General features: G+C 68.2%; 22 protein-coding genes and 1 other RNA gene. 17 read left to right on the forward strand and 6 right to left on the reverse strand.

From position 1 onward, the window contains the following. Window positions 1-13: 13 nt before the first annotated feature. The 6 genes from ABQJ56_RS15290 to ABQJ56_RS15315 form a co-directional block, all read right to left on the reverse strand. On the reverse strand, window positions 14-1,204 hold the full coding sequence (locus ABQJ56_RS15290) for a TrbI/VirB10 family protein (RefSeq protein ID WP_367845884.1): 1,191 nt from the start codon (window positions 1,202-1,204) through the stop codon (window positions 14-16). Then, complete coding sequence (locus ABQJ56_RS15295; protein ID WP_367845885.1) at window positions 1,201-1,968, reverse strand: TrbG/VirB9 family P-type conjugative transfer protein; 768 nt, start codon at window positions 1,966-1,968, stop codon at window positions 1,201-1,203. Before ABQJ56_RS15295 ends, ABQJ56_RS15290 begins: the two co-directional genes overlap by 4 nt. Further along, a complete protein-coding gene (locus tag ABQJ56_RS15300) occupies window positions 1,965-2,903 on the reverse strand; it encodes a VirB8 family type IV secretion system protein (protein WP_367845886.1) in 939 nt (312 codons plus the stop codon). Before ABQJ56_RS15300 ends, ABQJ56_RS15295 begins: the two co-directional genes overlap by 4 nt. A 42-nt stretch (window positions 2,904-2,945) precedes the next feature. Further along, window positions 2,946-3,587: a hypothetical protein gene (locus ABQJ56_RS15305; protein ID WP_367845887.1), complete on the reverse strand. Its 642-nt coding sequence runs from the start codon at window positions 3,585-3,587 to the stop codon at window positions 2,946-2,948. Between the two features lie 551 nt (window positions 3,588-4,138). Further along, window positions 4,139-4,495, reverse strand: coding sequence for a YraN family protein (locus ABQJ56_RS15310; protein ID WP_367845888.1), 357 nt, complete (start codon window positions 4,493-4,495; stop codon window positions 4,139-4,141). Beyond that, the gene (locus ABQJ56_RS15315; protein ID WP_367845889.1) at window positions 4,495-6,435 is read right to left on the reverse strand and encodes a penicillin-binding protein activator; all 1,941 of its coding nucleotides are present in this window, start codon (window positions 6,433-6,435) and stop codon (window positions 4,495-4,497) included. Before ABQJ56_RS15315 ends, ABQJ56_RS15310 begins: the two co-directional genes overlap by 1 nt. Window positions 6,436-6,519: 84 nt before the next feature. On the opposite strand from ABQJ56_RS15315, the gene rsmI reads away from it, so the two are divergent. From rsmI to lpxC, 17 genes are all read left to right on the forward strand, one after another. Beyond that, on the forward strand, window positions 6,520-7,347 hold the full coding sequence (rsmI, locus tag ABQJ56_RS15320; protein WP_367845890.1) for a 16S rRNA (cytidine(1402)-2'-O)-methyltransferase: 828 nt from the start codon (window positions 6,520-6,522) through the stop codon (window positions 7,345-7,347). Window positions 7,348-7,396: 49 nt separating this feature from the next. Further along, an RNA gene (gene rnpB / locus ABQJ56_RS15325) (RNase P RNA component class A) lies at window positions 7,397-7,759 on the forward strand. Window positions 7,760-8,031: 272 nt separating this feature from the next. After that, on the forward strand, window positions 8,032-8,538 hold the full coding sequence (gene mraZ, locus ABQJ56_RS15330) for a division/cell wall cluster transcriptional repressor MraZ (RefSeq protein ID WP_367845891.1): 507 nt from the start codon (window positions 8,032-8,034) through the stop codon (window positions 8,536-8,538). 48 nt (window positions 8,539-8,586) lie between these two features. Continuing rightward, window positions 8,587-9,510: a 16S rRNA (cytosine(1402)-N(4))-methyltransferase RsmH gene (gene rsmH / locus ABQJ56_RS15335; protein WP_367845892.1), complete on the forward strand. Its 924-nt coding sequence runs from the start codon at window positions 8,587-8,589 to the stop codon at window positions 9,508-9,510. After that, window positions 9,507-9,779, forward strand: a complete 273-nt coding sequence (ftsL, locus tag ABQJ56_RS15340; protein ID WP_437343440.1) for a cell division protein FtsL — start codon at window positions 9,507-9,509, stop codon at window positions 9,777-9,779. The genes rsmH and ftsL overlap by 4 nt, the downstream gene beginning before the upstream one ends. 89 nt (window positions 9,780-9,868) lie before the next feature. After that, entirely contained in the window at window positions 9,869-11,638 is a 1,770-nt protein-coding gene (locus tag ABQJ56_RS15345; RefSeq protein ID WP_496430682.1) for a peptidoglycan D,D-transpeptidase FtsI family protein, read from the forward strand. Then, entirely contained in the window at window positions 11,635-13,125 is a 1,491-nt protein-coding gene (locus tag ABQJ56_RS15350) for a UDP-N-acetylmuramoyl-L-alanyl-D-glutamate--2,6-diaminopimelate ligase (RefSeq protein WP_367845894.1), read from the forward strand. The genes ABQJ56_RS15345 and ABQJ56_RS15350 overlap by 4 nt, the downstream gene beginning before the upstream one ends. Further along, on the forward strand, window positions 13,122-14,489 hold the full coding sequence (locus ABQJ56_RS15355) for a UDP-N-acetylmuramoyl-tripeptide--D-alanyl-D-alanine ligase (protein ID WP_367845895.1): 1,368 nt from the start codon (window positions 13,122-13,124) through the stop codon (window positions 14,487-14,489). Before ABQJ56_RS15350 ends, ABQJ56_RS15355 begins: the two co-directional genes overlap by 4 nt. Continuing rightward, a complete protein-coding gene (gene mraY, locus ABQJ56_RS15360) occupies window positions 14,479-15,579 on the forward strand; it encodes a phospho-N-acetylmuramoyl-pentapeptide-transferase (RefSeq protein WP_367845896.1) in 1,101 nt (366 codons plus the stop codon). The genes ABQJ56_RS15355 and mraY overlap by 11 nt, the downstream gene beginning before the upstream one ends. A 1-nt stretch (window position 15,580) precedes the next feature. Next, complete coding sequence (gene ftsW, locus ABQJ56_RS15365; protein WP_367845897.1) at window positions 15,581-16,819, forward strand: putative lipid II flippase FtsW; 1,239 nt, start codon at window positions 15,581-15,583, stop codon at window positions 16,817-16,819. Continuing rightward, window positions 16,816-17,892 carry an undecaprenyldiphospho-muramoylpentapeptide beta-N-acetylglucosaminyltransferase gene (gene murG, locus ABQJ56_RS15370; RefSeq protein ID WP_367845898.1) on the forward strand — a complete coding sequence of 359 codons (1,077 nt, stop codon included), beginning with the start codon at window positions 16,816-16,818 and terminating at the stop codon, window positions 17,890-17,892. Before ftsW ends, murG begins: the two co-directional genes overlap by 4 nt. After that, window positions 17,889-19,334, forward strand: coding sequence for a UDP-N-acetylmuramate--L-alanine ligase (gene murC / locus ABQJ56_RS15375; protein WP_367845899.1), 1,446 nt, complete (start codon window positions 17,889-17,891; stop codon window positions 19,332-19,334). Before murG ends, murC begins: the two co-directional genes overlap by 4 nt. A gap of 5 nt (window positions 19,335-19,339) precedes the next feature. After that, complete coding sequence (locus ABQJ56_RS15380; RefSeq protein ID WP_367845900.1) at window positions 19,340-20,296, forward strand: D-alanine--D-alanine ligase; 957 nt, start codon at window positions 19,340-19,342, stop codon at window positions 20,294-20,296. Next, window positions 20,293-21,036: a cell division protein FtsQ/DivIB gene (locus ABQJ56_RS15385; protein ID WP_367845901.1), complete on the forward strand. Its 744-nt coding sequence runs from the start codon at window positions 20,293-20,295 to the stop codon at window positions 21,034-21,036. The genes ABQJ56_RS15380 and ABQJ56_RS15385 overlap by 4 nt, the downstream gene beginning before the upstream one ends. 281 nt (window positions 21,037-21,317) lie before the next feature. Beyond that, a complete protein-coding gene (ftsA, locus tag ABQJ56_RS15390; RefSeq protein WP_367845902.1) occupies window positions 21,318-22,553 on the forward strand; it encodes a cell division protein FtsA in 1,236 nt (411 codons plus the stop codon). A 266-nt stretch (window positions 22,554-22,819) separates the two neighbouring features. Further along, window positions 22,820-24,001 (forward strand): cell division protein FtsZ, encoded by a 1,182-nt coding sequence (gene ftsZ, locus ABQJ56_RS15395; RefSeq protein WP_367845903.1) that lies wholly within the window; start codon window positions 22,820-22,822, stop codon window positions 23,999-24,001. A 448-nt stretch (window positions 24,002-24,449) separates the two neighbouring features. After that, a complete protein-coding gene (gene lpxC / locus ABQJ56_RS15400; protein ID WP_367845904.1) occupies window positions 24,450-25,364 on the forward strand; it encodes a UDP-3-O-acyl-N-acetylglucosamine deacetylase in 915 nt (304 codons plus the stop codon). Window positions 25,365-25,553: the final 189 nt, after the last annotated feature.

A 25,553-nucleotide genomic window follows, 5' to 3' on the forward strand; every position in this document is an offset into this window, starting at 1 on the left:
CAGGTGGGGCGAATCAGAAACGGGCCACGACGCCGCTGAAGTCCACGTCCTTGGCGACGTAGACGTAGACGATCGTGCCCTGGTTGATGGTCACGGTCGGCGCGCGGTTGGCGGCGGCCTGCACGGCCTGGTTGGCCAGGTTCTGCACGGTTTGCGCGGTATTGCTCTCGAACGGTTGTTGCGTCGCCACGCCGTAGCCGATGGTGGTCGTCTTCGGACCGTGTTCGGCGGCTTCGTACTTGAAGGCGTCGCTGAGCATGCTGATCAGCAAAGCCGAGCTGACGCGCTGGCCCCAGTGGGCGTTGTAATAGCCCGGGATGCCGGCGCCGCCCAGGTTGTCGATGCCCGGGCTGGCCATGTTCACGTCGACGCCGTTGGGCGTGATGATGCGATCCCAGATCACGGCCATGCGGTCGCCCGTCGGCCCCTTGTCATAGGTGCCGAGGACTTTCGAGCCCTTGGGCAGCAACAGGCGCTGGCCGTTGAAGGAGTAGACCGGCTCGGTGACCAGGCACGAGGTGTAGCCGGGGATGTCCGAGATGATGCGCGTCTCCAGCACGCAGCGGATGTAGGTGCCGCGTTGCATCAAGGTGTCGGGACGGCGCAGCGGCTGGGCGCTGGTGACGGTTGAGTCGTTCAGGCTGCCAACCGGGCCGGTACCGGCCGCGGGCCGAGCGGCTGCAGTGGGCTGATCGGCGCCGGTGCCGGCGCCTTCCAATCCGGAGATCCGGCGTTGCACCAGGGTCGGCTGCTGGGCGGCGGGCGGCAGTGCAGGCTGCTGCCGGGGGAGCGGCATGGGTGGTTGCTGCACGAGCGGGATGGCTGCAGCCTGTTGCGGCGCGGGTGTGGGCGCCGGCAATGGCGGCAATGCCAGGGATTTGGGCGGCTCCGCCACTGTGACCTTTTCCTCGCGCGGCTTCGGCTGTTCGGTGTGGCGGCCGGCGCCGCTGATCATCCAGTACGCGACGAACAGCAGGAGCAGCACGACTGCACCCAGCAAGAGCAGTGCGCGCTGGTTCATGCGCTTGAGGTCGTGCGACCGCAGCTGGGGCGCGCCGGCATCCAGGTCGGGCGCGGATGCCTGCTGATAGCGGGTGGAGTAGGGGTTGCTGGCCAACGGGTCGGCCTGGTTGCCCGGTACGTCATGCGTGCCCTGCTGCGGCATGGAGTCGTCGCCGGGCTGATTCGGAATGTTGGAGTTCACTTCGGGGTGTTCCTTCGCAGGCCCACGACATCGTCGCCGTGGCGGATGACCAGGTAGGGATACGTGCCGTGAACGACGATGGTGTTGCCCTCGACGGTGGTGTTCACCAGTGAGTCTTCGCCCTTTTCCTGTTCGCGCATGAATACCGCGGGGAAGTCGCCGGTCGGGAACTGCCTGAGGTCGTTCATCCTGATGTAGGTGAAGTGGCCGTCATCGTAGACATTGACTGGCACCAGCCACGGCGCAGCCTTGCTGCGCGTCGCATAGTCGTAGTCGAAGTTGTAGCTGCGCCCCGGAACAAGGCTGGTGTTCAGCGCCGATGCCCTGCGGTCTTTCTTGATTTCCTTGGCGAAGCTGGCGTCGGCCGGGTAGCTGAAGGTGATCTTGTATTCCACGCCGTCCCGCCGTGCCTGCTCGAGCGTCTTCCAGTCGGTGGCGACCACCTTCAATTCGAAGATGTAGGAATGCGTCGCCGTGCGGATCATCATGTTGGTGTCCACGTCGACGTTCTTCGGCTTGAGGTAGAAGACGTTGTCGCGCCGGGTGAGCTCCCAGCCGGAACTGAAGCCGGTGCTGTAGTCGAGGATCTTCTCTTGCGGGCTGAGTTCGATCTGCGTGGTGATGCCGAGGCCCGTGCGCACTGGATAGATGCGGTCGGGCTGGAATTCGTACTGTTGCACGACCTGCGCGCTCGCCGGCGTGGACAGGACGGAGAAGGCCGCACACGTGGCGAGGGTCAGGCCAAGCAGGCTGGATCGATTCATGGGCGACCAACTCCGGTGGCGGGGCTCCCGGCGGTTTGCACGGGGGCCTGCGTGGGCCGGCCCGCAACGACGGAGGCGGGGGGCAGCGACGTCGCGGCAGTCTGGGACGGGACGGTGGCAGCGGAAGAACTGGGCTCCGGCATGGTGGGCGGGTCGATGCTCTGCGCCGGCACGGCGAGTGGCCTCGTGTTCTGGACCTCGGCGGGTGGAGCCGACGAGTAGTCATCGTCCACGCGGTACTCGGTGACCCAGAACCCCAGCGGATTCTGGATGCGGCTCTGGTCGTCCATGTCGAGGTTGGACTTGTAGGCAAACGACATCGTCGCGATCTTGTTGTCCAGCGGTTGCGTGCCTCCCGATCGCTTGTCGTAGAGGGTGCGCTGGAAGCGCACGGTGGCGCCCTTGGGCGTCATGCCCGGGCCGCCGCCGGTAAGCACGATGCTCAGCAGCTTGACCCGGATGGCGGTGTCCTTGCCGTATTTCTTGTAGAGGCCGTCCGGGTTGGTCGATGTGTAAAGCAGGGTATAGGCCGCACGGACGCCAGGTGAGGACATGGTCTGGACGGTTGTCCAGTCGCCCAGATTGAGCAGGGACAGGTCATACGATTCGCGCGCCAGCACGAAGTGCGCGACGTTGCTGCGGTTGATCGCCTCGCTCGTGCTGATCCTGTGCTGGGCCACGTCGTCCGTCAGACGGGCAACCGTGCTGGTGCCGGTGTAGGCATCGGCCATGACGAGATAAGGCACTTTCTGCTTGAGCGGCAGCATGTAGAAGTAGCCGCCGGCAAGGATGAGCGACATTCCGACCGCACCAAACGCCACCATCCACGCGCGTCGCTCGCTGCGCTTGGCAAGGTCCGCGATGGTCAGTTCGAAATTGACCGATTTAGCAATCGTCTCGTCGATTTTCCGGCCGGATGAGTTTTTCTTCAGCATGGGCGAGTTCCCGGTCCTTCCATGTTTTTTCAACTCGAATGTTCATTTCGCGCCAGAGGGTGTCGCTGGTTTCGTCGTCGAATGAATGGAGTTTTCGGAGATGGCATTTGCATTGGCCGTGGATGGCGGCCCAACTTCGATCCTGCGTGCGTTGGCCGTCACGAAAACCCCCTGTGCCGCATATATGGAATTGAGTCGCGCGACGGCATCGTCGATGTCCGCCGTATGAATGCCGGCGACTGGTTGATAAAGCGTGACATCAAAGGATAGGTGGTATGACAGATCTCTTCCCGAATCCCTAGCCCAGCGTGCGAGCATCGTCTTGAGTGTTTCGTCCATGGGCGACGCGTAGAACACATATGCCGGATTAAGCGGTATCTCGGTCGGCCTGTTCTGGAAATGGTTGACGGATTTCCAGGGTCCACCGAAATTTTTGGCCGGGGGAGTGCTACATCCAGCTAGGGCTGTAATGAAGAGCAGCATGGCGCCCCTGCGGGTCAGCTTCAGAAGATCCTTGTCCACGTTTGGTCCGCTGGTTGAGATGGAGTGTTTTATTTGATGTCGGGAATGGAATTTCATGGCCGCTGCAATGCAGGGGCATGACAAAATGCCTTCAATGATGACAACGTTTGAAACGGCCAGATACCGTTTGGGCGAAAAGGCGAAGCAGGAAGGCGGCTCCATATGCGCTCCCAAGCTGCCTGAGTGGTGCCTGGGCTCGAGTGTTCTGCTGTGCAACCGCTTCGATATCCATTCGTGCACCCTGTTCGGAAGAGCCTGAAACTCATTCCGAGGACGAAAAACTTGACGCGACCAGAAACCGGCGCTTGCGCGCTCAGAGATTGACTGGTAGGTACGCCCTGTGTGGCAGGCATCCCATGCCACGGTCGCGAATGCTGTCACGCAGTGCGATCGAGTTTCGTCTATTGCATCGCAAAACCGCGTTGTGTCTATATTAGAGCAGGTATGAATTGAGGCACATAAGGGTGGGCACTGGAACATTTGTCAGATAATGCTGGCGGCATGTAGTCCATTACTTACATGAAGGCTTGCATTCAATATGCAAAATGTACAAACGAGTGATTGCCTGGTGCCTGCTCTGCGTACCGTTTGAGGCGGATGCTTCGCACAGCGTGAGGGCGCAGGTTCGATCTCGATCCGGCGGCGTTTGCCTTAGTCCGAGCCTGGGGTTGTAGTCGCACGGGGGCGTGCCGGCGATGCGCCAGGGTGATGCGTCAGTTTGCCTCAAACGCCCCGCGCAGCCACTGCATACGTGCGTCTGTTTCAGGTCCGTCGTAGCTGATCACGTCGAAGCGGCAGGGGCGTTGCGCATGCTGCGGATGCGCAGCCAGCCACAGCTGCGCGGTGCGGACCAGCTTGTCCCGCTTGTTGCGGGTGATCGAGGCGAGCGCATCGCCGTGGCCGGCGCGCACGCGATAGCGCACTTCGACGAACACCACGGTGTCGCCGTCCAGCATGACCAGGTCGAGTTCGCCGTGGCGGGTGGTGTAGTTGCGCGCCAGCGGCTTCAGGCCGGCGTGTTCGAGTTCAGCGCCGGCGCGCTGCTCGAAGGCGGCGCCGGTGCTGCGCATCAGCCAGCCGGGGAGGCGGCAGCCGGCTGTTCGCTGCTGCTTGCCGGTGCGGGAGCGCTGCCGGCTGGCGCGGGCAGGTCGTCGATCTGCAGGCTGCCGCCCAGCGGACGGGCGAGACCATTCTGGAACTTCGCCCAGATCAGCACGCGGCGGATGCGGCCGAACTGGTCGGCGGTGAGCTGGCCGCTGGCGCCGGGCAGGTAGCTGCCGGGATGGTCGCGCAGCCAGTCGAGGTAGGGCACCAGGTTCCACGCGTCCATGCCGAACGCGAACAGCCGTGCGCTGCCGTCGCGTGCGTCGGGCAGCAGGGTGGCGATGTCGTCGTGGTGCGGCAGGCCGGGCTGGGCATCGAACAGCCACGGCGCGTCACAGAACTCCACGCCGTTGAGGTCGCCATCGGCGGTGGGATTGTCGCTGCCGCCATAGATGTGCGAGGTGCCGAATACCGGCAAAGCGATCCTGGCGATCTGCAGCTGCGGCAGCAGCAGGCGCGCCTGGTTGGAACGCATGCTGATGAAGATGCCGGTGTCGTTTGCCGTGGGGCTGGCCATGGCACTGGCGCTGGTGGCAGGAGCGGAGGCATCGGGTGTGGTGCTGGCCGGAGTGGCGGTGACGGGCAGGTGCAGGCTGGCGATCAGGTTCGCGTAGTTCGTGCCGTCGGCGGGCAGCGTGGCCATGCCGGTGACGCTGCCGCCGCGGGCGAGCAGTTCGGCCTTGAATGCGTTGGCTGCGCGCACGGCGAAGTCGTCGCTGGAAATCACCACATAAGCCTGGTGCAGGCCGCGTTCGATCATGTGATCGGCGGCCTGGGCGCCTTCGGTCTCCGGCAGCAGGCCGAACTCGCTTGCGTCGCTTGCGGGCAGTTGCCGGTTGTCCGGATGGTTCAGTGCCAGCACCGGCACCGACAGCTTGGGCTGGGCAAACAGCGCGGCCACGGCACCGCGAGTGAGCGGGCCGACCACCAGTTGCGCGCCGTCGCTTGCCGCCTGCTGGTAGGCCTTGATCGCGCCGTCGGCGCTGCCCTGCGTGTCGTAGATGCGCACCGAGGCGCGTGGCGCGTGGGTGCGGGCGCTCTCGGCATAGGCGGCGAAGAAACCATCGCGGATCGCCTCGCTGGCGCCCTCGTAGGCGCCACTTTCGGGCAGCAGCAAGGCGACATGGGCGGGCATCTTGTAGCCTTCGCGCACGTCGGCGCCGGCGCCGGGCAGCAAGGTGCCCACCGGCTGCTGCAGCGTCGCTGGCGCCTGCGCCACGGTGACGCCGAGCTGGCTGAGTGCCTCGTTGGTCCACGACAACATGCGGTCGTCCGGCTTCATCGCGGCGGCGCGCTGCTTGAGCGAGGCCACGTCGAGCCGGGTCAGTTCGGCGAGGATCTGCTTGCGGTTCTCCGCGCGATCCAGCCCCTGCAGGTGATCGTCCATCTGCACGCGGGTGCGGGCGGCGCCCCAGTGGTCGCCGGTGCCTGCCTGGGCCTGGGCGCGCACTTCGAACAGGCGCACCTGCAGCTTGTCCGGCACGGCGACCGTGGGCTGGGTGGTGAGCCGCAGCGCGGTGGCGGCGTCGTGGTGGCGCAGCGCGAGATCGGCGCGCAGCAGGTCGAAGCGCACGGCATCGTCGCCCTGCAGGTTGCTGCGCTTGATCTGCGCGAGCGTGGGCGCGGCGTCGTCGATGCGGCCTTCCTCGCGCCAGGCTTCGGCCGCCTGCAGGCGATAGTGGTCGGCATGGCCGCCGTACTGCGCGGCCAGCGCGAGGTAGGCTTGCGCGGCCTGGTCGAACTGGCCTTGCCGCACCAGCGCCGCGGCGCCGTCGGCTGCATTGATCTCGGCGGGCGAAGGCTTCGTGTTGCCCGGGACGCAACTGCTCAGGGCCAGCGTCCCGGCCAGCAGCAGGATCGGACCGAGGGCAGGCAGGGATGGCCGGGTGACGGGGCGCAGGCGCATCGGAAGTCTCTTGTCGGTATTCGCGGCGAGTGTGCGCGATGATAGCCGATCGTTTCCGTGACTCGGGTCCGCAGGAGCTTGCACATGCCATCCGTCCAACCCGGCTGCCTGTGGGTGGTCGCCACGCCGATCGGCCATCGCGACGATTTCTCCGCGCGGGCGATCGCGACGCTGCGCGAGGTGGCGGTGATTGCCGCCGAGGACACCCGGCACAGCAAGCCGCTGCTGCTTCACCACAACATCGCCACGCCGCTGGTCGCCCTGCACGAGCACAACGAGCGCGAGGTGGTGGATGCCATCGTGCGGCGATTGCAGGGCGGCGAGTCGGTGGCGCTGATTTCCGACGCGGGCACGCCGCTGATCAGCGATCCCGGTTTCCGGCTGGTGCGTGCGGCGCGTGCGGCGGGCATCCGCTGCGCGCCGGTGCCGGGTGCCTGCGCGGCGATCGCCGCGCTGTCGGTGGCGGGTCTGCCCAGCGACCGTTTCGTGTTCGAAGGTTTCCTGCCGCCGAAATCCGCGGCGCGCCGCGCGCGCCTGCAGGAACTGGCGGGCGAGCCGCGCACGCTGATCTTCTACGAATCCTCGCATCGGGTCGCCGAGAGCCTGGACGATATGCGTGCCGTGTTCGGCGGGGAGCGCGAAGCGGTGCTGGCGCGCGAACTCACCAAGATGTTCGAGACGGTGATCGGCGAGCCGCTGGCGCAGCTCGCCGGACGCGTGGCAAGTGATCCCGACCAGCAGCGCGGCGAATGCGTGATCCTCGTCGCCGGCCGCGGCGAGGAGGCCGACGCGAAGCTCGCCGAGGGCCGGCGCATCTTCGCCATCCTGCGCGACGAGCTGCCGCCGGCGAAGGCCGCGAAGCTGGCTGCCGCGATCAGCGGGGCGCCACGCAAGGCCTTGTATGAATCGTGATGCCGCGTGCGGCGCGCTTTTCCGCAGTCCAGCCACTACAATGGCCAGCGGAGTCGGCCGGACAGTCGCGTCGCGCGCAAGCGCGTCGAGGAAAGTCCGGGCTCCACAGGGCAGAGTGCCAGGTAACGCCTGGGCGGCGCGAGCCGACGGCCAGTGCAACAGAGAGCAGACCGCCGATGGCCCGCAAGGGCACAGGCAAGGGTGAAAGGGTGCGGTAAGAGCGCACCGCGTACGGGGCCAACGCCGTACGGCACGGTAAACCCCACTCGGAGCAAGACCAAATAGGGGAACGATAACGCGGCCCGCGTTGTTCCCGGGTAGGTTGCTGGAGCCAGGCGGCGACGCCTGGCCGAGAGGAATGACTGTCGCGCCGCAAGGCGTACAGAACCCGGCTTACAGGCCGACTCCGCCTTTTCCGCTCCCGTCCCGGCGCGCCATGCGCGCGCCGGGACGGGCATGGGTGTGCGCATGCGGTGGCGGATGGTGCGAGGTGAACAGCGGTTCATGCCGCGATCGCCCCTCGCCCGCGAGGCATGGCGATTTTGCCGTTCGGCGCGCAAGGGGCTTTGCTAAAAATTTCCCTGCATTCAAGCACCTTGCGAAGGTTTCTCAGAAAGTGCTGGAAACGTAGTCACAACTTCGCCTTTCTCCTTGATTCACAAGCAAAAATCCCTTGACAGTCTCATGGGGCGAGACTATCGTGGTTTTCAGTGTGAAATCGTGGGTTTTAGTGGAGTCTGTTGCGTGTTCCAGGGCGAGACCGCCATCACCGTCGACGACAAGGGCCGCCTGGCCATACCGACCGCCTACCGCGAGTTGGTGGCGGGCGCCTGCGCGAACCGGCTGGTGATCACCTACAACCCGTTCGAGCCGGGCTGCCTGTGGCTGTTCCCGCATGCCGAGTGGGAAAAGGTGCGCGACCAGGTCAATGCGCTGTCCAAGGTCAAGTCGGCCCATCGCGACATGCAGATGAAGCTGGTGGGTGCCGCTGCCGTGGTCGAGCCCGATTCCGCCGCGCGCATCCTGCTGCCGGTCAGCCAGCGCGCCACCACGGGCATCGAGAAGAAGGCGGTGCTGCTGGGCATGGGCAACAAGTTCGAGCTGTGGAGCGAGCAGGCCCACCTGGCGAAGATCCGCCAGACCATCGGCGAAGACGAAATCACCAACGACATGGCCGCGCTGCAGCTCTGAGTGCGGCGTACGGATTTGCGGGCGGGTTTACGGGACGGGAGGTGCGGCATGGCCGAGTTGCGGCACATCCCGGTAATGCTGGACGAAGTGGTGGAGGGCCTTGCCGTGCAGGCAGGCGGGCGTTATCTGGATGGCACGTTCGGACGCGGCGGTCACGCCCGCGCCGTGCTGTCGCGCCTCGGCCCCGATGGCCGGTTGCTGTTGATGGATCGTGATCCCGTCGCGATCGCCGCGGCGCGCGACGCGTTCGCCGCCGAGCCGCGGGTGGCGATCCGCCACGCCAACTTCGCCAGCCTCGCCGAATGGGACGAGACCGCCGCCGGCCTCGACGGCGTGCTGCTGGATCTGGGCGTCTCCTCGCCGCAGCTCGATGAGGCCGCGCGCGGCTTCAGCTTCATGGCCGACGCGCCGCTGGACATGCGCATGGACACCACGCAAGGCGAGAGCGCGGCGGGCTTCCTCGCCCATGCCGCCGAACGCGAGATCGCCGACGTGCTGTGGCAGTACGGCGAGGAGCGCTTCAGCCGCAAGATCGCCCGCGCCATCGTGGAGCGTCGCGCTGAAAAGCCGCTCGCGCGCACCGGCGAACTGGCTGCGCTGATCGAGCGCGTGGTGGGCCGGCGCGAGCCAGGCAAGCATCCGGCCACGCGCAGCTTCCAGGCGTTGCGCATCCGCGTGAACGGCGAGCTGGATTCCGTGCGGCACGGGCTGGATGCCGCGCTGGCGCGCCTGAAACCCGGCGGCCGGCTCGCCGTGATCAGCTTCCACTCGCTGGAGGACCGCATCGTCAAGCAGTTCATCCGCGATCATTCCGGCCGCGTGCAGGGCAGCCGGCGTGGCCCGCCGCAGACCGCGGCGCCGGCCGAACTGGCCACGGTGGGCAAGGCGCAATTCCCTTCCGGGGCCGAGCTGGCGGCGAATCCGCGTGCGCGGTCGGCGGTGTTGCGTGTGGCCGAGAGGTTGCGCGCATGAAGCTGATCCAGGCCATCTTCATGCTCGGGCTGCTGGCTGCCGTGCTGGCGAGCGCGATCAGCGTGGTGTGGGCGCGCCACGAGAGCCGGGTGCTGTTCGTGAAGCTGACCGCGCTGCAGAACCAGCGCGACGACATGAACATCGAATACGGCCGGCTCGAGCTGGAACAGGCCACGTTCGCGGAGCCGCGGCGCATCGACGAGGAGGCGCGGCAGCAGCTGGGCATGGTCGATCCGCGCCCGCAAGACATCCGGTTGCTGCGCCGATGAAATGGCGCGATCGCACCCGCCCGCAGCCGCAGCGCGCCACGTCGTCGCCGGGCCGCCGTCGCGGCGCGGGTCCCAGCGCGCGCAAGCGCATGGTGGTGGTGGTGGGCCTGCTCGGCCTGGTCTCGCTGGGCCTGGTGGCGCGCGCGTTCGACCTGCAGGTGGTGCGCAAGCAGTTCTACCAGAAGCAGGGCGATGCGCGCTTCCTGCGCGAAGTGCCGATCCCGGTGTCGCGCGGCACCATCTTCGACCGCAACGGCGAGCCGCTGGCGGTGTCCACGCCGGTCACCTCGATCTGGGCCAACCCGGCCGAGCTGCTGGCGAACGACGACCGTATCCCCGCGCTGGCCAAGGCGCTGGGCGGCAATGCGAACGACATCCAGAGCTACCTCGAGCAGCGCGCGAACCGCGAGTTCGTCTATCTGCGCCGGCAGATGGCGCCGGAAGCGGCGCAGGCCGTGCTCGACCTCGACATTCCCGGCGTCAACGGCCAGCGCGAATTCAAGCGCTTCTACCCGTCGGGCGAGGTGACCGCGCACATCCTCGGCTTCACCAATATCGACGACCACGGCCAGGAAGGCCTGGAGCTGGCCTACGACGACTGGCTGGCCGGCAAGCCCGGCGCCAAGCGCGTGATCCGCGACGGCAAGGGCCACGTGGTGGAGGACCTGGAGCAGGTGCGCGCGCCCAAGCCGGGGCAGAACCTCACGCTCAGCATCGACCGCGGCATCCAGTTCCTCGCCTACAACGAGCTGAAGAACACGCTGGAGAAGTTCAACGCCGCCTCTGGCGCGATGGTGGTGCTCGACGTGCATACCGGCGAGATCCTGGCGATGGCCAGCCTGCCCACCTACAACCCGAACGCGGTGGCCGGCAGCAAGCCGGGGCAGCGGCGCAACCGCGCGGTCACCGACGTGGTCGAGCCGGGCTCGACGATGAAGGCGTTCACGCTGGCGGCGGCGCTGTCCAGCGGCAAGTACACGCCGACCAGCCCGATCATCGATACCGGCAACGGCCACTGGTACTTCTACGGCCACGACATCCACGACGACGACCCGAACGGCCTGCTCACCCCGACCGGCGTGCTCACCCGCTCCAGCAACGTCGGCGCGGCGAAGATCGCGATGACGCTCGACACCGCGCTGATGTACGACACCTTCCGCGCGTTCGGCTTCGGCAGCAGCACCGAGAGCGGCTTCCCGGGCGAGTCGGCCGGCCTGCTGAAGATCGGCCGCAACTGGCGTCCACTGGAAAAGGCCATCATGGCCTACGGCTACGGCCTCAATGTCACTCCGCTGCAGCTGGCCAACGCCTACGCCACCATCGCCGACGGCGGCGTGATGCACACGCCCACCTTCATCAAGGGCGACGACAGTCCGGGCAAGCAGATCATTTCGCCGCAGGTGGCACACGAACTGGTGAGCATGCTGGAGACGGTGACCGGCCCTGCCAGCACCGGCGCGAAGGCGCGCATCGCCAACTACAGCGTGGCGGGCAAGACCGGCACCTCGCACCAGGCGATCGCCGGCGGCTACTCCAAGAACACCTACAACTCGCTGTTCGCCGGCATCGTGCCGGCCAGCAACCCGCGCCTGGTCGGCGTGATCGTGATCAACGGCACCACCAGGGGCGGCTATTTCGGCGGCACCGTGTCGGCGCCGGTGTTCGCCTCGGTGATGGGCGGCGCCTTGCGCCTGCTCGACATTCCGCCGGACAACATCGGCCGCTGGTACGTGGGCGGGCCGCTGCAGGGCAATGGCGGCCTGGTCGGCAGCCAGTCGCCGGTCACGCCGGCGGCCAACGACGTGCCGATCAACGAGGCGCCGGTCGACGAGGCGCCGACGGAAGGGGGTGCGCCATGAGCACCGGCCACCTCGACCAGTTGCTGCTGGGCATCGCGGACGCGCCGCTGGCGGCCGCGCCGGGGGCGGCGCGCATCGTGCTGTCCGGCCTTGCGCTGGACTCGCGCAAGCTGCGCCGCGGCGACGCCTTCCTCGCCCTGCGCGGCACCCAGGGCCACGGCATCCAGTTCGCGGCCACCGCGGTGCAACGCGGCGCGGCGGTGGTGCTGGCCGAGGCGCCCGAGGTGAAGCACGCGCCGCTGGATGTGCCGGTGCTGTGGATCGAGGGCCTGCATGACCTGGCCGGCGAGATCGCCGCGCGCTTCCATGGCCGCCCTTCCGAAACCTTGCGGGTGATCGGTGTCACCGGCACCAACGGCAAGACTTCCACCGTGCAGCTGCTGGCGCAGGCGTTGGCCTTCCTCGGCCATCGCGCCGCGAGTATCGGTACCCTGGGTGCCGGCCTGCACGGCCGGTTGCGCGAAGGCGAGCGCACCACGCCGGATGCGATCAGCGTGCACGGCCTGCTGGCCGAATTCCGCGACGCCGGCGCCACCCACGTGGCGATGGAGGTGTCCTCGCACGCGCTGGAGCAGGGCCGGGCCGGCGCGGTGGATTTCGAGGTGGCCGCGTTCACCAACCTCACCCGCGACCATCTGGATTACCACGGCAGCATGGAGGCCTACGGCGCGGCGAAGGCGAAGCTGTTCGCCTGGCCGGGATTGCGTGCCGCGGTGATCAACGGCGACGACGCGTTCGGTGCCCAGCTGCTGCAGCAACTGTCGCCCGGCGTGCGCGCGTTGCGCGTGAGTGCGCACGGCGATGCCGCCGCGGACGTTGCGGCCAGCAACGTGGTGAGTTCCGCCGAGGGCCTGGCCTTCGTGTTGCGCACGCCCTGGGGTACGCACACGTTGCGCAGCCACCTGCTGGGCCTGTTCAACGTGGCCAACCTGCTCACCGTGGCGGCCTGCCTCGGCGCGCTGGACGAGCCGTTCGAGCGCATCGTGGCCGCGCTGGAGAACCTGCAGCCGGTCAACGGCCGCATGAGCCGGCTCGGCGGCCAGCATGGCCTGCCGCTGGTGGTGGTGGACTACGCGCACACGCCCGATGCGCTGGAGCAGGTATTGAATGCCGTGCGCGCGCATTGCCGCGGGCGGCTGATCTGCGTGTTCGGCTGCGGCGGCGAGCGCGACGCGGGCAAGCGCCCGTTGATGGGTGCGATCGCGGCGCGGCTGGCCGACGTGGCGATCGTCACCGACGACAACCCGCGCGGCGAGAACGGCGACGCGATCGTGGCGCAGATCGTGGCCGGCATGGGCGCGGCGCGCGAATACGGCGTGCAGCGCGACCGCGCCGCCGCCATCGGCCAGGCGCTGGCGATGGCCGCGGCCAACGACGTGGTGGTGATCGCCGGCAAGGGCCACGAAACCTACCAGGAGGGCGCGGCCGGCAAGCGCCCGTTCGACGACATGCTGGTCGCGCGCGCGGCCCTGGAGCGGCGCGCGTGATGCAGCTGGGCGCCATCGCGATGTGGACGCACGGCCGCCTGCTCGGCGACGATGCCGCGGTGGGCGGCGTCGCCATCGACACCCGCAAGCTGAAGGCCGGCGACCTGTTCGCCGCGTTCAAGGGCGAGCGCGTGGACGGCCACGACTATCTCGCGCAGGCGCAGGCCGCCGGCGCCGCCGGCGCGCTGGTGGCGCGCAAGGTGGACAGCCCGCTGCCGCAGGTGCTGGTGGACGACGTGGAAGCGGCGCTGGGCGATCTCGCCAGCGCGGTGCGCGCGCAGCGCCACGCACGGGTGATCGGCATCACCGGTTCCAACGGCAAGACCACGGTGAAGATGCTGACGGCGGCCATCCTGTCGCTGCACGGCCGCACCCACGTCAACACCGGCAGCTACAACAACGAGATCGGCCTGCCGCTGACCCTGCTGGCGATGCCCGAGGATGCCGAGTACGCCGTGCTGGAGATGGGCGCGGGCAAGCCGGGCGACATCGCCTATCTCGCCGCCATCGCGCGGCCCGATATCGGCCTCGTCAACACCATCGCGCCCGCGCATCTTGAGCGCATGGGCAGCGTGGAAGGCGTGGCCGAGACCAAGGGCGCGCTGTACCAGGCTCTGCCGGCGGACGGCGTGGCCGTCATCAATGCGGACGACGCGTTCGCCGGCTTCTTCGCGGGCCTGGCCGGCGCGCGCCGCGTGCTGCGTTTCGGCCTGGAGCACAAGGCCGACGTGGGCGCGGACATCGTGGAACAGCGCGCGGACGGCTCGCTGTTCGTGCTGAGCACGCCGGCGGGCGATGCCGAGGTGGAGCTGGCCCTGCCCGGCCGCCACAACGTGGCCAACGCGCTGGCGGCGGCAACCATCGCGCTGGCGCTGGACGTGCCGCTGGACACCATCGCGGCGGGGCTGCAGCAGGCGCGCGCGGTCGCCGGCCGCCTGCGCCGTATCGCGTTGCCCGGCGGCGGCACGCTGATCGACGACAGCTACAACGCCAACCCCAGCTCGATGGCCGCGGCGATAGCCACGCTGGCGCTGGCCGCGGGCGAGCGCTGGCTGGTGCTGGGCGATATGGCCGAACTGGGCGCGGACGCCCGCGCGCTGCATGCCGGGGTGGGCACGAAGGCGCGCGAGCGCGGCATCGAGCGCCTGTTCGCGGTCGGCCCGCTGGGCGCGGCGGCGGTCGAGGCGTTCGGTGCCGGGGGCGAGCATTTCGACGACAAGGCGAGCCTGATCGCCGCGTTGAAGGCCAGCCTGAACGGCGGCGTGACCTGCCTGGTCAAGGGCTCGCATTCGGCGGGCATGGAACAGGTCGTGAAGGCGCTCGAAGGCGCGGTGAAGAAGGAGGGCGCGTCCGATGCTGCTTGAACTCGCGGACTGGATGGCGCGGCACTTCACCACGCTGCACCTGTTCCAGTACATCACCTTCCGCACCATCATGGCCGCGCTCACCGCGCTGGCGGTGTCGCTGCTGCTGGGCCCGGCGCTGATCCGCAAGCTGGCGGCGCTGAAGGCGGGCCAGGTGGTGCGCAGCGACGGCCCGCAGACGCATCTCTCCAAGGCCGGCACGCCGACCATGGGCGGCGTGATGATCCTGCTCGCGGTGACCGTCGCCACGCTGCTGTGGGCGGACCTGCGCAACCGCTACGTGTGGGTGGTGCTGGCGGTGATGCTGGCGTTCGGCGTGATCGGCTTCTACGACGACTACCGCAAGCTGGTGCTGAAGGACAGCCGCGGCCTGGCCTCGCGCTGGAAATATTTCTGGCAGTCGGTGTTCGGCCTGTGCGCGGCGCTGTTCCTGTACTTCACCGCGCCGCATGCGATAGGCAATGCGCCGGTGGCGGAAACCGCGCTGTTCCTGCCGCTGTTCAAGCACGTGGCGATTCCGCTGGGCGTGTTCTTCGTGGTGGTGGCCTATTTCATCGTCGTGGGCTTCTCCAACGCGGTGAACCTCACCGATGGCCTCGACGGCCTCGCCATCATGCCCACGGTGCTGGTCTCCGGCGCGCTGGGCGTGTTCGCCTATCTGGCCGGCAACAAGGTGTTTTCCGAATACCTGGGCATTCCCTCGATCCCCGGGGCGGGCGAACTGTCGATCTACTGCGGCGCGCTGGCCGGCGCGGGGCTGGGTTTCCTGTGGTTCAACACCTATCCCGCCCAGGTGTTCATGGGCGACGTGGGTGCGCTGGCGATCGGCGCCGCGTTGGGCTGCATCGCGGTGATCGTGCGGCAGGAGATCGTGCTGCTGGTGATGGGCGGCGTGTTCGTGCTGGAGACCGCCTCGGTGATGATCCAGGTGGCCAGCTTCAAGCTCACCGGCAAGCGCGTGTTCCGCATGGCACCGATCCATCACCACTTCGAGCTGAAGGGCTGGCCCGAGCCGCGGGTGATCGTGCGCTTCTGGATCATCAGCGTCGTGCTGGTGCTGATCGGACTTGCCACGTTGAAGGTGCGCTGACATGTTCGGCTTCGGCACATCGCAGGCGATCAAGCGGCAGGGGCCGCGCGGCAGCTACGACCGGTGGCTGCTGGTCGCGCTGGTCGGGCTCGCCAGCATCGGCGTGGTGATGGTGACCTCCAGCTCGATCGCGGTGGCCGACAGCAGCAAGGAGGGGGCGTTCTATTTCCTGAAGAAGGATTTGTTCTTCCTTGCGCTGGGTGTGGCGGCCGCCGGCGTGGCGATGCGCACCGAGCTGAAGCTGATCGAGAAGCGCGCGTTCCCGCTGCTGGGGCTGGCGGTCGCCCTGCTGCTGGCGGTGTTCGTGCCGCACCTGGGCATGCGCATCAACGGCGCGCATCGCTGGCTGAACCTGGTGGTGACCAGCTTCCAGCCGGTGGAGGCGGTGAAGCTGATCCTGGTGGTCTACCTCGCCAGTTACCTGGTGCGCCATCGCGACAGCATCGAGACGAAGTTCCTCGGCCTGATCAAGCCGATCGCGGTGGCCGGCATCATCGTGCTGCTGCTGCTGGCGCAGCCCGACTTCGGCTCGGCCACGCTGGTGATCTCGGTGACCATCGCGATGGTCTGGCTGGGCGGCGCGCGGCCGCTCTACCTGTTCGTGATGGGCCTGCCGCTGATGCCGCTGCTGGTGATCGCGGCGACCGGCGAAAGCTATCGCGTCAAGCGCCTCACCTCGTTCATGAATCCGTGGGAGCACCCGTTCACCGACGGCTTCCAGCTCACCCAGTCGCTGATGGCGATCGGCCGCGGCGAATGGACCGGCGTGGGCCTGGGCTCCAGCGTATTGAAGTTGTCCTACCTGCCCGAGGCGCACACCGACTTCATCTTCGCGGTGATCGGCGAGGAGCTGGGCCTGGTCGGCGTGGTGCTGGTGATGGGGCTGTTTGCGCTGGCGGTGGGTCGCGGCCTGTATCTCGGCCTCAAGGGTGTCGAGGTGGGCCAGCGCTTCGCCGGCTACATCGCGTTCGGCATCTCGCTGATGCTGGCGATGCAGGCGATCGTCTCGGTGGGCGTGAACCTCGGCGCGCTGCCGACCAAGGGTCTCACCCTGCCGCTGATCAGCTACGGCGGCTCGTCGATGGTGCTGACCTGCGCGATGGCCGGCGTGCTGCTGCGCGCCACCTTCGAGATCAACCGTGCGCTGGACGCGCGGCAGATGGCCAAGCGCATGCCGGAGGCGGTGGCGGCTCCCGACGTGAACGACGCGGTGCGTCCGCGTGAGGCGGCGGTGGCATGAACGTCGCGCAGCGTCCCGTGCTGATCATGGCCGGCGGCACCGGCGGCCACATCTTCCCCGGCCTCGCCGTGGCCGAGACCTTGCGCGCGCAGGGCGTGCCGGTGGCGTGGCTGGGCGCCGTGGGCGGCATGGAAACGAAGGTGGTGCCGGCGCACGGCATCGAGCTGCACGAAATCCGCGTGGGCGGCCTGCGCGGCAAGGGCTGGAAGACGCGTCTCGCGGCGCCGCTGATGCTGGCGCGCGCGCTGTTGTCCGCGTTCGCCGTGCTGCGCCGGCTGAAGCCGCGCAGCGTGCTGTCGATGGGCGGCTACGTGGCCGGCCCCGGTGGCCTGGCCACCCGTCTGCTGCATCGGCCACTGCTGGTGCATGAGCAGAACCGCGTGGCCGGCTTCACCAACCGCAAGCTCGCCGCGCATGCGCAACGCGTGCTGACCGGTTTCGCCGGCGCGCTGCCGAACGCGGAATGGGTGGGCAACCCGGTGCGTGGCGCGATCGCCGCACTGGCGTCGCCGGCACAGCGCTACGCGGGCCGCACCGGCCGCGCGCAACTGCTGGTGCTGGGTGGCAGCCTCGGCGCGCGCGCGTTGAATCTCGCGCTGCCGCAGGCGCTGGCGCTGCTGCCGCCCGAGCGACGTCCCGAGGTGCTGCACCAGTGCGGCAACCGTGGTCTCGACGAGGCGCGCGAGGCGTACGCGAAGGCCGGTGTCGAGGCGCAGGTGGTGCCGTTCATCGAGGACATGGCGGGTACCTACGGCTGGGCCGATCTCGCGGTCTGCCGTGCCGGCGCGCTGACCCTGGCCGAACTCACCGCGGCCGGACTGGGCGCGGTGCTGGTGCCGTTCCCGCATGCGGTGGACGACCACCAGACCCGCAACGCCGAGGCGCTGGTCGCCGCCGGCGCCGCCGAACTGATGCAGGAACGTGATTTGAACGTGGAACGACTGGCGCAACGTCTGGACACGCTGCTTGCCGACCGCGCGCGGCTGCTGGCCATGGCCGAAGCCGCGCGCATGCTGGCCAAGCCCGACGCGGCGGCGGTCATCGCCCGCGCCTGCCTGGAGGTGGCCGCATGACGCCCCGCAGGCTGCTCGCCCACGAAGACCTGATGACCACGTTCCGCCGCGTGCATTTCATCGGCATCGGCGGCGTGGGCATGAGCGGCATCGCCGAGGTGCTGCACAACCTGGGCTATGCGGTGTCGGGTTCGGACAAGGCGAACTCGCCCACCGCGCAGCGCCTCGCCCGGTTGGGCCTGGTGGTGCACGAGGGGCACGACGCCGCGAACGTGGGTGACGCCGATGTGGTGGTGACTTCCAGCGCGATCAGGCCGGACAACCCGGAGCTGGTCGCCGCGCGCGCCGCGCGCATCCCGGTGATCCCGCGCGCGGAGATGCTGGGCGAGCTGATGCGCTTCCGCCGCGGCATCGCGATCGCCGGCACGCACGGCAAGACCACCACGACCAGCCTGGTCGCCAGCGTGCTGGCCGAGGCGAACTACGACCCCACCTTCGTGATCGGCGGCCAGCTCAACGCCGCCGGCGCCAACGCGCGGCTGGGCACCGGCCAGTACCTGGTGGCGGAGGCCGACGAATCGGATGGCTCCTTCCTGCTGCTCTCGCCGGTGATCGCAGCGGTCACCAACATCGACGCCGACCATCTGGAGAACTACCACGGCGACTTCGCCGAGGTGAAGAAGGCCTTCGCCGACTTCCTGCACCGCCTGCCGTTCTACGGCCTGGCCGTGCTGTGCGTGGACGACGCGGAAGTGGCGCAGCTGGCGAAGACCACCACGCGCCGCGTGATGACCTACGGCATCGCCACCGCGGACGCCGACGTGCGCGCCTCCAACGTGGCGCAGCACGGCTTCGAGATGCACTTCGACCTGCACCTGCCCGGTCGCGCCGAGCCGCTGCCGGTGACGCTGAACCTGCCGGGCCGGCACAACGTGCTCAACGCGCTGGCGGCCGCCAGCATCGGCTGGCAGCTGGGCGTCGGTGCCGAGGCCATCGCACATGCACTGGCGAACTTCCAGGGCGTGGGCCGGCGCTTCCACCGTCGGGGCGAAGTCGCGCTGGATCATGGCACGGCGTTGCTGGTGGACGACTACGGCCACCATCCCAGCGAGCTGGCGGCAGTGTTCGCCGCGGCGCGTGGCGGCTGGCCGGAACGACGCCTGGTGGTGGGCTTCCAGCCGCATCGCTACAGCCGCACGCGCGACCTGCTGGACGACTTCGCGAACGTGCTGGCCGAGGCCGATGTGCTGGTGCTCACCGAGGTGTATCCCGCCGGCGAGGCGCCGATCGCCGGTGCCGACGGCCGCGCGCTGGCCCGCGCGGTACGCGCGCGCGGCAAGGTCGATCCGGTGCTGGTCGAGCATCCGCGCGAATTCAAGGACACCTTGCCGGCGCTGCTGCGCGACGGCGACCTGCTGTTGCTGCTCGGCGCCGGCGACATCGGTGCGGCGGCGGTGGAACTGGCGCAGCTGGGCCAACTCAAGACCAAGGGCGCCGCGTGATGGCAATGAACCCTGAAACGCGCATCTCCAACCCCGCCGACTTCGGCCGCGTCGCCGTGGCGATGGGCGGCAGCTCGGCCGAGCGCGAGGTGTCGCTGGATTCCGGCCGCAACGTGCTGGCCGCACTCAGGGCGCGCGGCGTGGACGCGCATGCGATCGACGGCATCCCGGCGTTGCTGGACGCGCTGCGCGCCGGCCACTTCGCGCGCGTGTTCAACATCCTGCACGGCCAGCATGGCGGTGGCGAAGATGGCGTGCTGCAGGGCGCGCTGGAATCGTTGAATGTGCCGTACACCGGTTCCGGCGTGCTCGGCTCGGCGCTGTCGATGGACAAGACGCGCTCCAAGCGCGTGTGGCAGTCGCTGGGCCTGCCCACGCCGAGGTTCGTGGCGCTGCCGCGCGGCGGCGACGCCGCGGCGGTGCATGCAGCGGCGCGCGAGATCGGCTTCCCGCTGATCGTGAAGCCGGCCTGCGAAGGTTCCAGCGTGGGCGTCACCCGCGTGTTCGAGGAGGCGCAGCTGGACAGCGCCGTCGAACTGGCGGCGAAGTATCCCGGCGACCTGCTGATGGAAACCCTGATCGAGGGCGACGAGCTGACCGTCGGCATCCTTGGCCGCGAGGTGCTGCCGTCCATCCACATCGTGCCGAAGGGCGCGTTCTACGACTACAACGCGAAGTACGTCGCCGAAGACACCCAGTACCTGTGCCCGGGCCTGGAAGGCACGGCCGAGACGGAACTGCGCGCGCTGGCGCTGGCCGCGTTCGATGCGCTGGGCTGCGCCGGCTGGGGCCGCGTCGACGTGATGCGCGACCGCCAGGGCCGCAACTGGCTGCTGGAAGTGAACACCGCGCCGGGCATGACCTCGCACTCGCTGGTACCCAAGGCCGCCCGCGCCGCCGGCATCGACTACGAGGCGCTGTGCTGGCGCGTGCTCGAAACGAGCTTCCGGGGGGATGCATGAGGGGAAGCGCCCGCCTCATCGCCTGGTGCCTGGTCGCCGCCTTGCTGGCGCTGCCCATCGTGGGCGTGCTGAACGGCTGGTTCGCGGCCAACCGCTGGCCGGTGACCCGGCTCACGGTGCAGGGCGAATTCAGGCACGTGAGCATGGAGCAGATCCGTGCCGCGGTATTGCCGCGCCTCGGCAAGGGCTTCTTCGCGCTGAATCTCGACAGCGTGCAACAGGCGGTGGCGGCGCTGCCGTGGGTGGAGTCGGTGGAGGCGCGCAAGCGCTGGCCGGACACCCTGCAGCTGCGCGTGATCGAGCGCCAGCCGTTCGCGCGCTGGAACGGCAAGCAGCTGATCAGCCGGCAAGGCAAGGTGTTCGAGGCGCCGATCGGCACGGCCGACGCCGCCACGCTGCCCGACCTCGAGGGGCCGGACGACCATCTCGCCGAGGTGGTGAGCTTCTACGCCGACGTGCGCAAGGCCTTCACCGGCACGCATCTCGTGATCAACGGCGTGGCGCTCACCGCACGCGGCAGCTGGAGCGTCACCACCGCGGCCGGCGCGCGCATCGTGATCGGCGACCGCGATCTCGCCGGCGCGCGGCTGCGTCGTTTCCTCGATGTCTATCCGCAACTGATGGCCGGCCACGACGAGGGTTTCGTCTACGCCGACCTGCGCTACACCAACGGGTTCGCCGTGCGATGGCCGCAGCAGGCGCCCGCCGCCGCCAAGGCAGGAGCCGTGCGCCGCACATGAGAGCCTGTTCAATGCCTTCGCATAGCTCGCGTTGTCCTGCCTTGGCCGCCATGCGGCAGGCGCGGCGCCGCGCCTGCCTGGCTGGCAGGTCAAGCCGCGCGCTGCCGCATGGCGGCCAAGGCAAGACAACCCGGAGGGCCGGGTCTGTTTGCCCACATCCCTGCGTCATCACTCGGTCGTGGACGGACGTCCACTCCCTCTTTCTTCCTTGGTCTGCGCGCAAACAGCTCCCGGCGCGAGCTATGCGAAGGCATTGAACAGGCTCTGAGGACGCCATGCATATGAAGACGCGCAACGACAGGCAGCTGGTGGTCGGCCTCGATATCGGCACCTCCAAGGTGACCGCGATCGTGGGCGAGTACGAGCCCGGCGAGCCGATCACCGTGATCGGCATCGGCACCCATGTGTCGCGCGGCATGCGCAAGGGCATGGTGGTGGACATCGAATCCACCGTGCACTCGATCCAGCGCGCCGTGGAAGAGGCCGAGCTGATGGCCGGCTGCGACATCCGCTCGGTGTGCGCCTCGATTTCCGGCAGCCACCTGGAAACCCGCAACTCGCACGGCAACGCGGCGATCCGCGACCGCGAAGTGACGCCCGGCGACCTGGAGCAGGTGCTGGAGGCGGCCAGCGCGGTGGCGATCCCGGCCGACCACAAGGTGCTCTACAAGGAGCCGCAGGAATACCGCATCGACGGCCAGGACGGCATCCGCTCGCCGGTGGGCATGAGCGGCGTGCGACTGGAGGCGAACGTGCACCTGGTCACCGGCGCGGCGGCGGCGGTGCAGAACATCACCAAGTCGATCCAGCGCTGCGGGCTGTCGGTGGACGAGCTGGTGCCCTCGGCGCTGGCCAGCGCGAAGGCGGTGCTCACCGACGACGAGCGCGAGCTGGGCGTGTGCCTGGTCGACATCGGCGCCGGCACCACCGACATCGCGATCTACACCCAGGGCTCGATCCGCTACACCGCGTCGCTGCCGATCGGCGGCGACCAGGTCACCGGCGACATCGCCTACGGCGTGCACACGCCGACCGCGCATGCCGAGGAGATCAAGATCAAGTACGCCTGCGCGCAGACCGGGCTGGCGCACGCCGAGGAGACCATCCAGGTGCCCAGCGTGGGCGACCGTCCGCCGCGCCGGCTGGCGCGGCAGGCGCTGGCGCAGAGCGTGCAGGCGCGCTACGAGGAAATCTTCGAGATGGTGCAGGACCGGCTGCGCAGCTCCGGCTACGAAAGCCTGGTGGCGGCCGGCGTGGTGCTCACCGGCGGCGCCGCGAAGATGGAGGGCGCGCTGGAACTGGCCGAGGAGATCTTCCACAAGATGGTGCGCCTTGGCGTGCCGCAGGAGATCAGCGGCCTTGGCGAGGTGATCAGCAGCCCGCTGCACGCCACCGGCGTGGGCCTGCTGCTGCACGGTTCGCGCCACAACGCCCCGGCGCGCGGCGCCGGCCCGGCGCTGGGCAACGTCGGCGGCCTCATCGGCAAGTGGCGCAACTGGCTCACGAAGAACTTCTGACGGGCGCCTCGCGAGATGCGAGGTGCCCGGCAAACCCACGGATGGGTTGCCCGTGATCAGGCATCTGAATGCCTGATCACGGAGGCCAGTCCGGACATGCGCCGGGCTGGCCGACCCGAACGACTGCCAGGACGGCCGTCGTTCGGGCAACGGAATACGGCGGCGCAGGAGGCGCGGCCACGGGCGGCGGGATGTCCGCCCACCACCACGGAGCGACAGGAGTCGCCACCCGCGGTTACAACGACAACAACTCTGGAGGACGGGAAATGTTCGAACTGATCGAGAAACTTGCACCCAACGCAGTCATCAAGGTTGTCGGCGTGGGCGGCGGCGGCGGCAATGCCGTGGCGCACATGATCAACGCCAACATCGAGGGCGTGGAGTTCATCGTCGCCAACACCGATGCGCAGGCGATGACCAGCTGCAATTCGCGCACCCACCTGCAACTGGGCTCCAACGTCACCAAGGGCCTCGGCGCCGGCGCCAATCCCGAAGTGGGCCGCCAGGCCGCGCTGGAGGACCGCGAGCGCATCGAGGCGATGCTGGAAGGCGCCGACATGGTGTTCATCACCGCTGGCATGGGCGGCGGCACCGGTACCGGCGCCGCACCGGTGGTGGCGCAGCTGGCCAAGGAAAAGGGCATCCTCACCGTGGCGGTGGTCACCAAGCCGTTCCCGTTCGAGGGCCGTCGCCGCATGCAGGTGGCGATGAAGGGCATCGAGGACCTCAGCCAGCACGTCGACTCGCTGATCACCGTGCCGAACGAGAAGCTGCTCAGCGTGCTCGGCCGCGAGGTCACCCTGATCAACGCGTTCAAGGCGGCCAACAACGTGCTGCAGGGTGCGGTGCAGGGCATCGCCGACCTGATCACCGCGCCGGGCCTGATCAACGTCGACTTCGCCGACGTGCGCACGGTGATGAGCGAGATGGGCCAGGCGATGATGGGCACCGGTACCGCCAGCGGCGACGACCGCGCCCAGGCCGCGGCCGAGGAGGCGATCAAGAACCCGCTGCTGGAAGACGTCAACCTCAACGGCGCCTGCGGCATCCTGGTCAACGTCACCGCCGGCCCCAACCTCACCATGCGCGAGTTCGACGAGATCGGCCGCATCGTCCACGACTTCGCCAGCGAGGACGCCACCGTGGTGATCGGCACTTCGCTCGATGCGGAGCTGAAGGACGAGGTGCGCGTCACCGTGGTCGCCACCGGCCTCAACCGCGCCCCCGCTTCGCGGAACGTGCGGATGGTGGAGCAGAAGCAGGTGGAGATGCGCCAGCGTCCGCGTCCGGTGGTGTTGCGTACCGGCACCGGCAACGAGGTGGTCGACTACGCGCAGCCCGAGTCGGTGATCACCACCAACCCGCGCAGCGAGGCACCGGCGAAGAGCCAGGACAATGGCCTGGAGTACCTGGATATCCCGGCCTTCCTGCGGCGCCAGGCCGATTGAAGTGGCCGGCGCCTGAACTGGGCGCCCCCGCTTGTTAACAAGGAGTTGAACAAAACGCCTGTCGAACTGGTCATTGCAGGAACATGATGGGTGGACTCGGGTCCGCTGCCGCGGCGAGGTGCCGTGGTTGTCAGCGAACGGCCGTCTGGTGCGTTCGGGCCTGAATCTGCAAGACGATGCGTCAGGGACGCCGCATGATCCCCCGGCCGGGCGGAAGCCCGGACTGGCCGATCCGTTACCCCGGTGCCGGAATCCCGTCCCGGCCCGGGGTATCGTGTCGCCCCCGTGCGCGCAGCGTGCGGAGAACCATGTCCGTGGCGCATCTTCCGGGATGAAGGGCGCATGAAGGTCCGACCAGACTGTACGGTACGGTTTGCTATTGCAGCTGGTTAAAACTGTGTTAGCATCCGACCCCTGATTGGCTGCTACTTGGCAGGTACCAACGACAATGATCAAGCAGCGCACGCTCAAGAACATCATCCGCGCCACCGGCGTGGGTCTGCATACCGGCGACAAGGTGTACATGACCCTGCGCCCTGCCGCGCCCAACACCGGCATCGTGTTCCGCCGCACGGATCTCAATCCGCCGGTGGACATCCGTGCGCGTCAGGACAACGTGGGCGACACCCGCCTTTCCACCACGTTGATGAACGGCGAGGTGCGCGTTGCCACGGTCGAACACCTGCTGTCGGCGATGGCCGGCCTCGGCATCGACAACGCCTACGTGGATCTGTCGGCCCCCGAAGTGCCGATCATGGACGGCAGCGCCGGTCCCTTCGTGTTCCTGCTGCAGTCCGCCGGCATCGAGGAGCAGAACGTCGCCAAGCGCTTCATCCGCATCAAGAAGCCGGTGAAGGTGCAGGAAGGCGACAAGTGGGCCAGCTTCGAGCCGTTCGAGGGCTTCAAGGTCGGTTTCTCGATCGAGTTCAACCACCCCATCATCTCGAAGCGCACCTCGCGCGCCGAGATCGACTTCTCCACCACCTCGTTCGTGAAGGAAGTGAGCCGCGCGCGCACCTTCGGCTTCATGCGCGACATCGAGATGCTGCGCGAACACAACCTCGCGCTGGGCGGTTCGATGGACAACGCCGTGGTGCTGGACGACTACCGCGTGCTCAACGAGGACGGCCTGCGTTACGAGGACGAGTTCGTCAAGCACAAGATCCTCGACGCGATCGGCGATCTCTACCTGCTCGGTCACAGCCTGATCGGCGCCTACCATGCGCACAAGTCCGGCCACGAGCTCAACAACAAGCTGTTGCGCACCCTGATGGCCGATGCCTCGGCCTGGGAAGAAGTCAGCTACCAGGACGATCCGGCCACCTCGCCGATCTCCTACGCCCATCCCGCCCAGGCGATCTGATCGCGCGCATCGCGACAGTCGACAGGCAAGCAACCCAAAACCGCCGCATCCCGTGATGCGGCGGTTTTTTATTGAAGAGTGCGGCCACGGATGGGCGCCCGTTTGATCCTCGCGATCAGGGATGATCGCAAGGGTATGCTTGAAGAGTGCGGCCAGGATGGCCGCCCGTTTGATCCTCGCGATCAGGGA

Source organism: Rhodanobacter geophilus (assembly GCF_040812275.1).
Taxonomy (GTDB): domain Bacteria; phylum Pseudomonadota; class Gammaproteobacteria; order Xanthomonadales; family Rhodanobacteraceae; genus Rhodanobacter_A; species Rhodanobacter_A geophilus.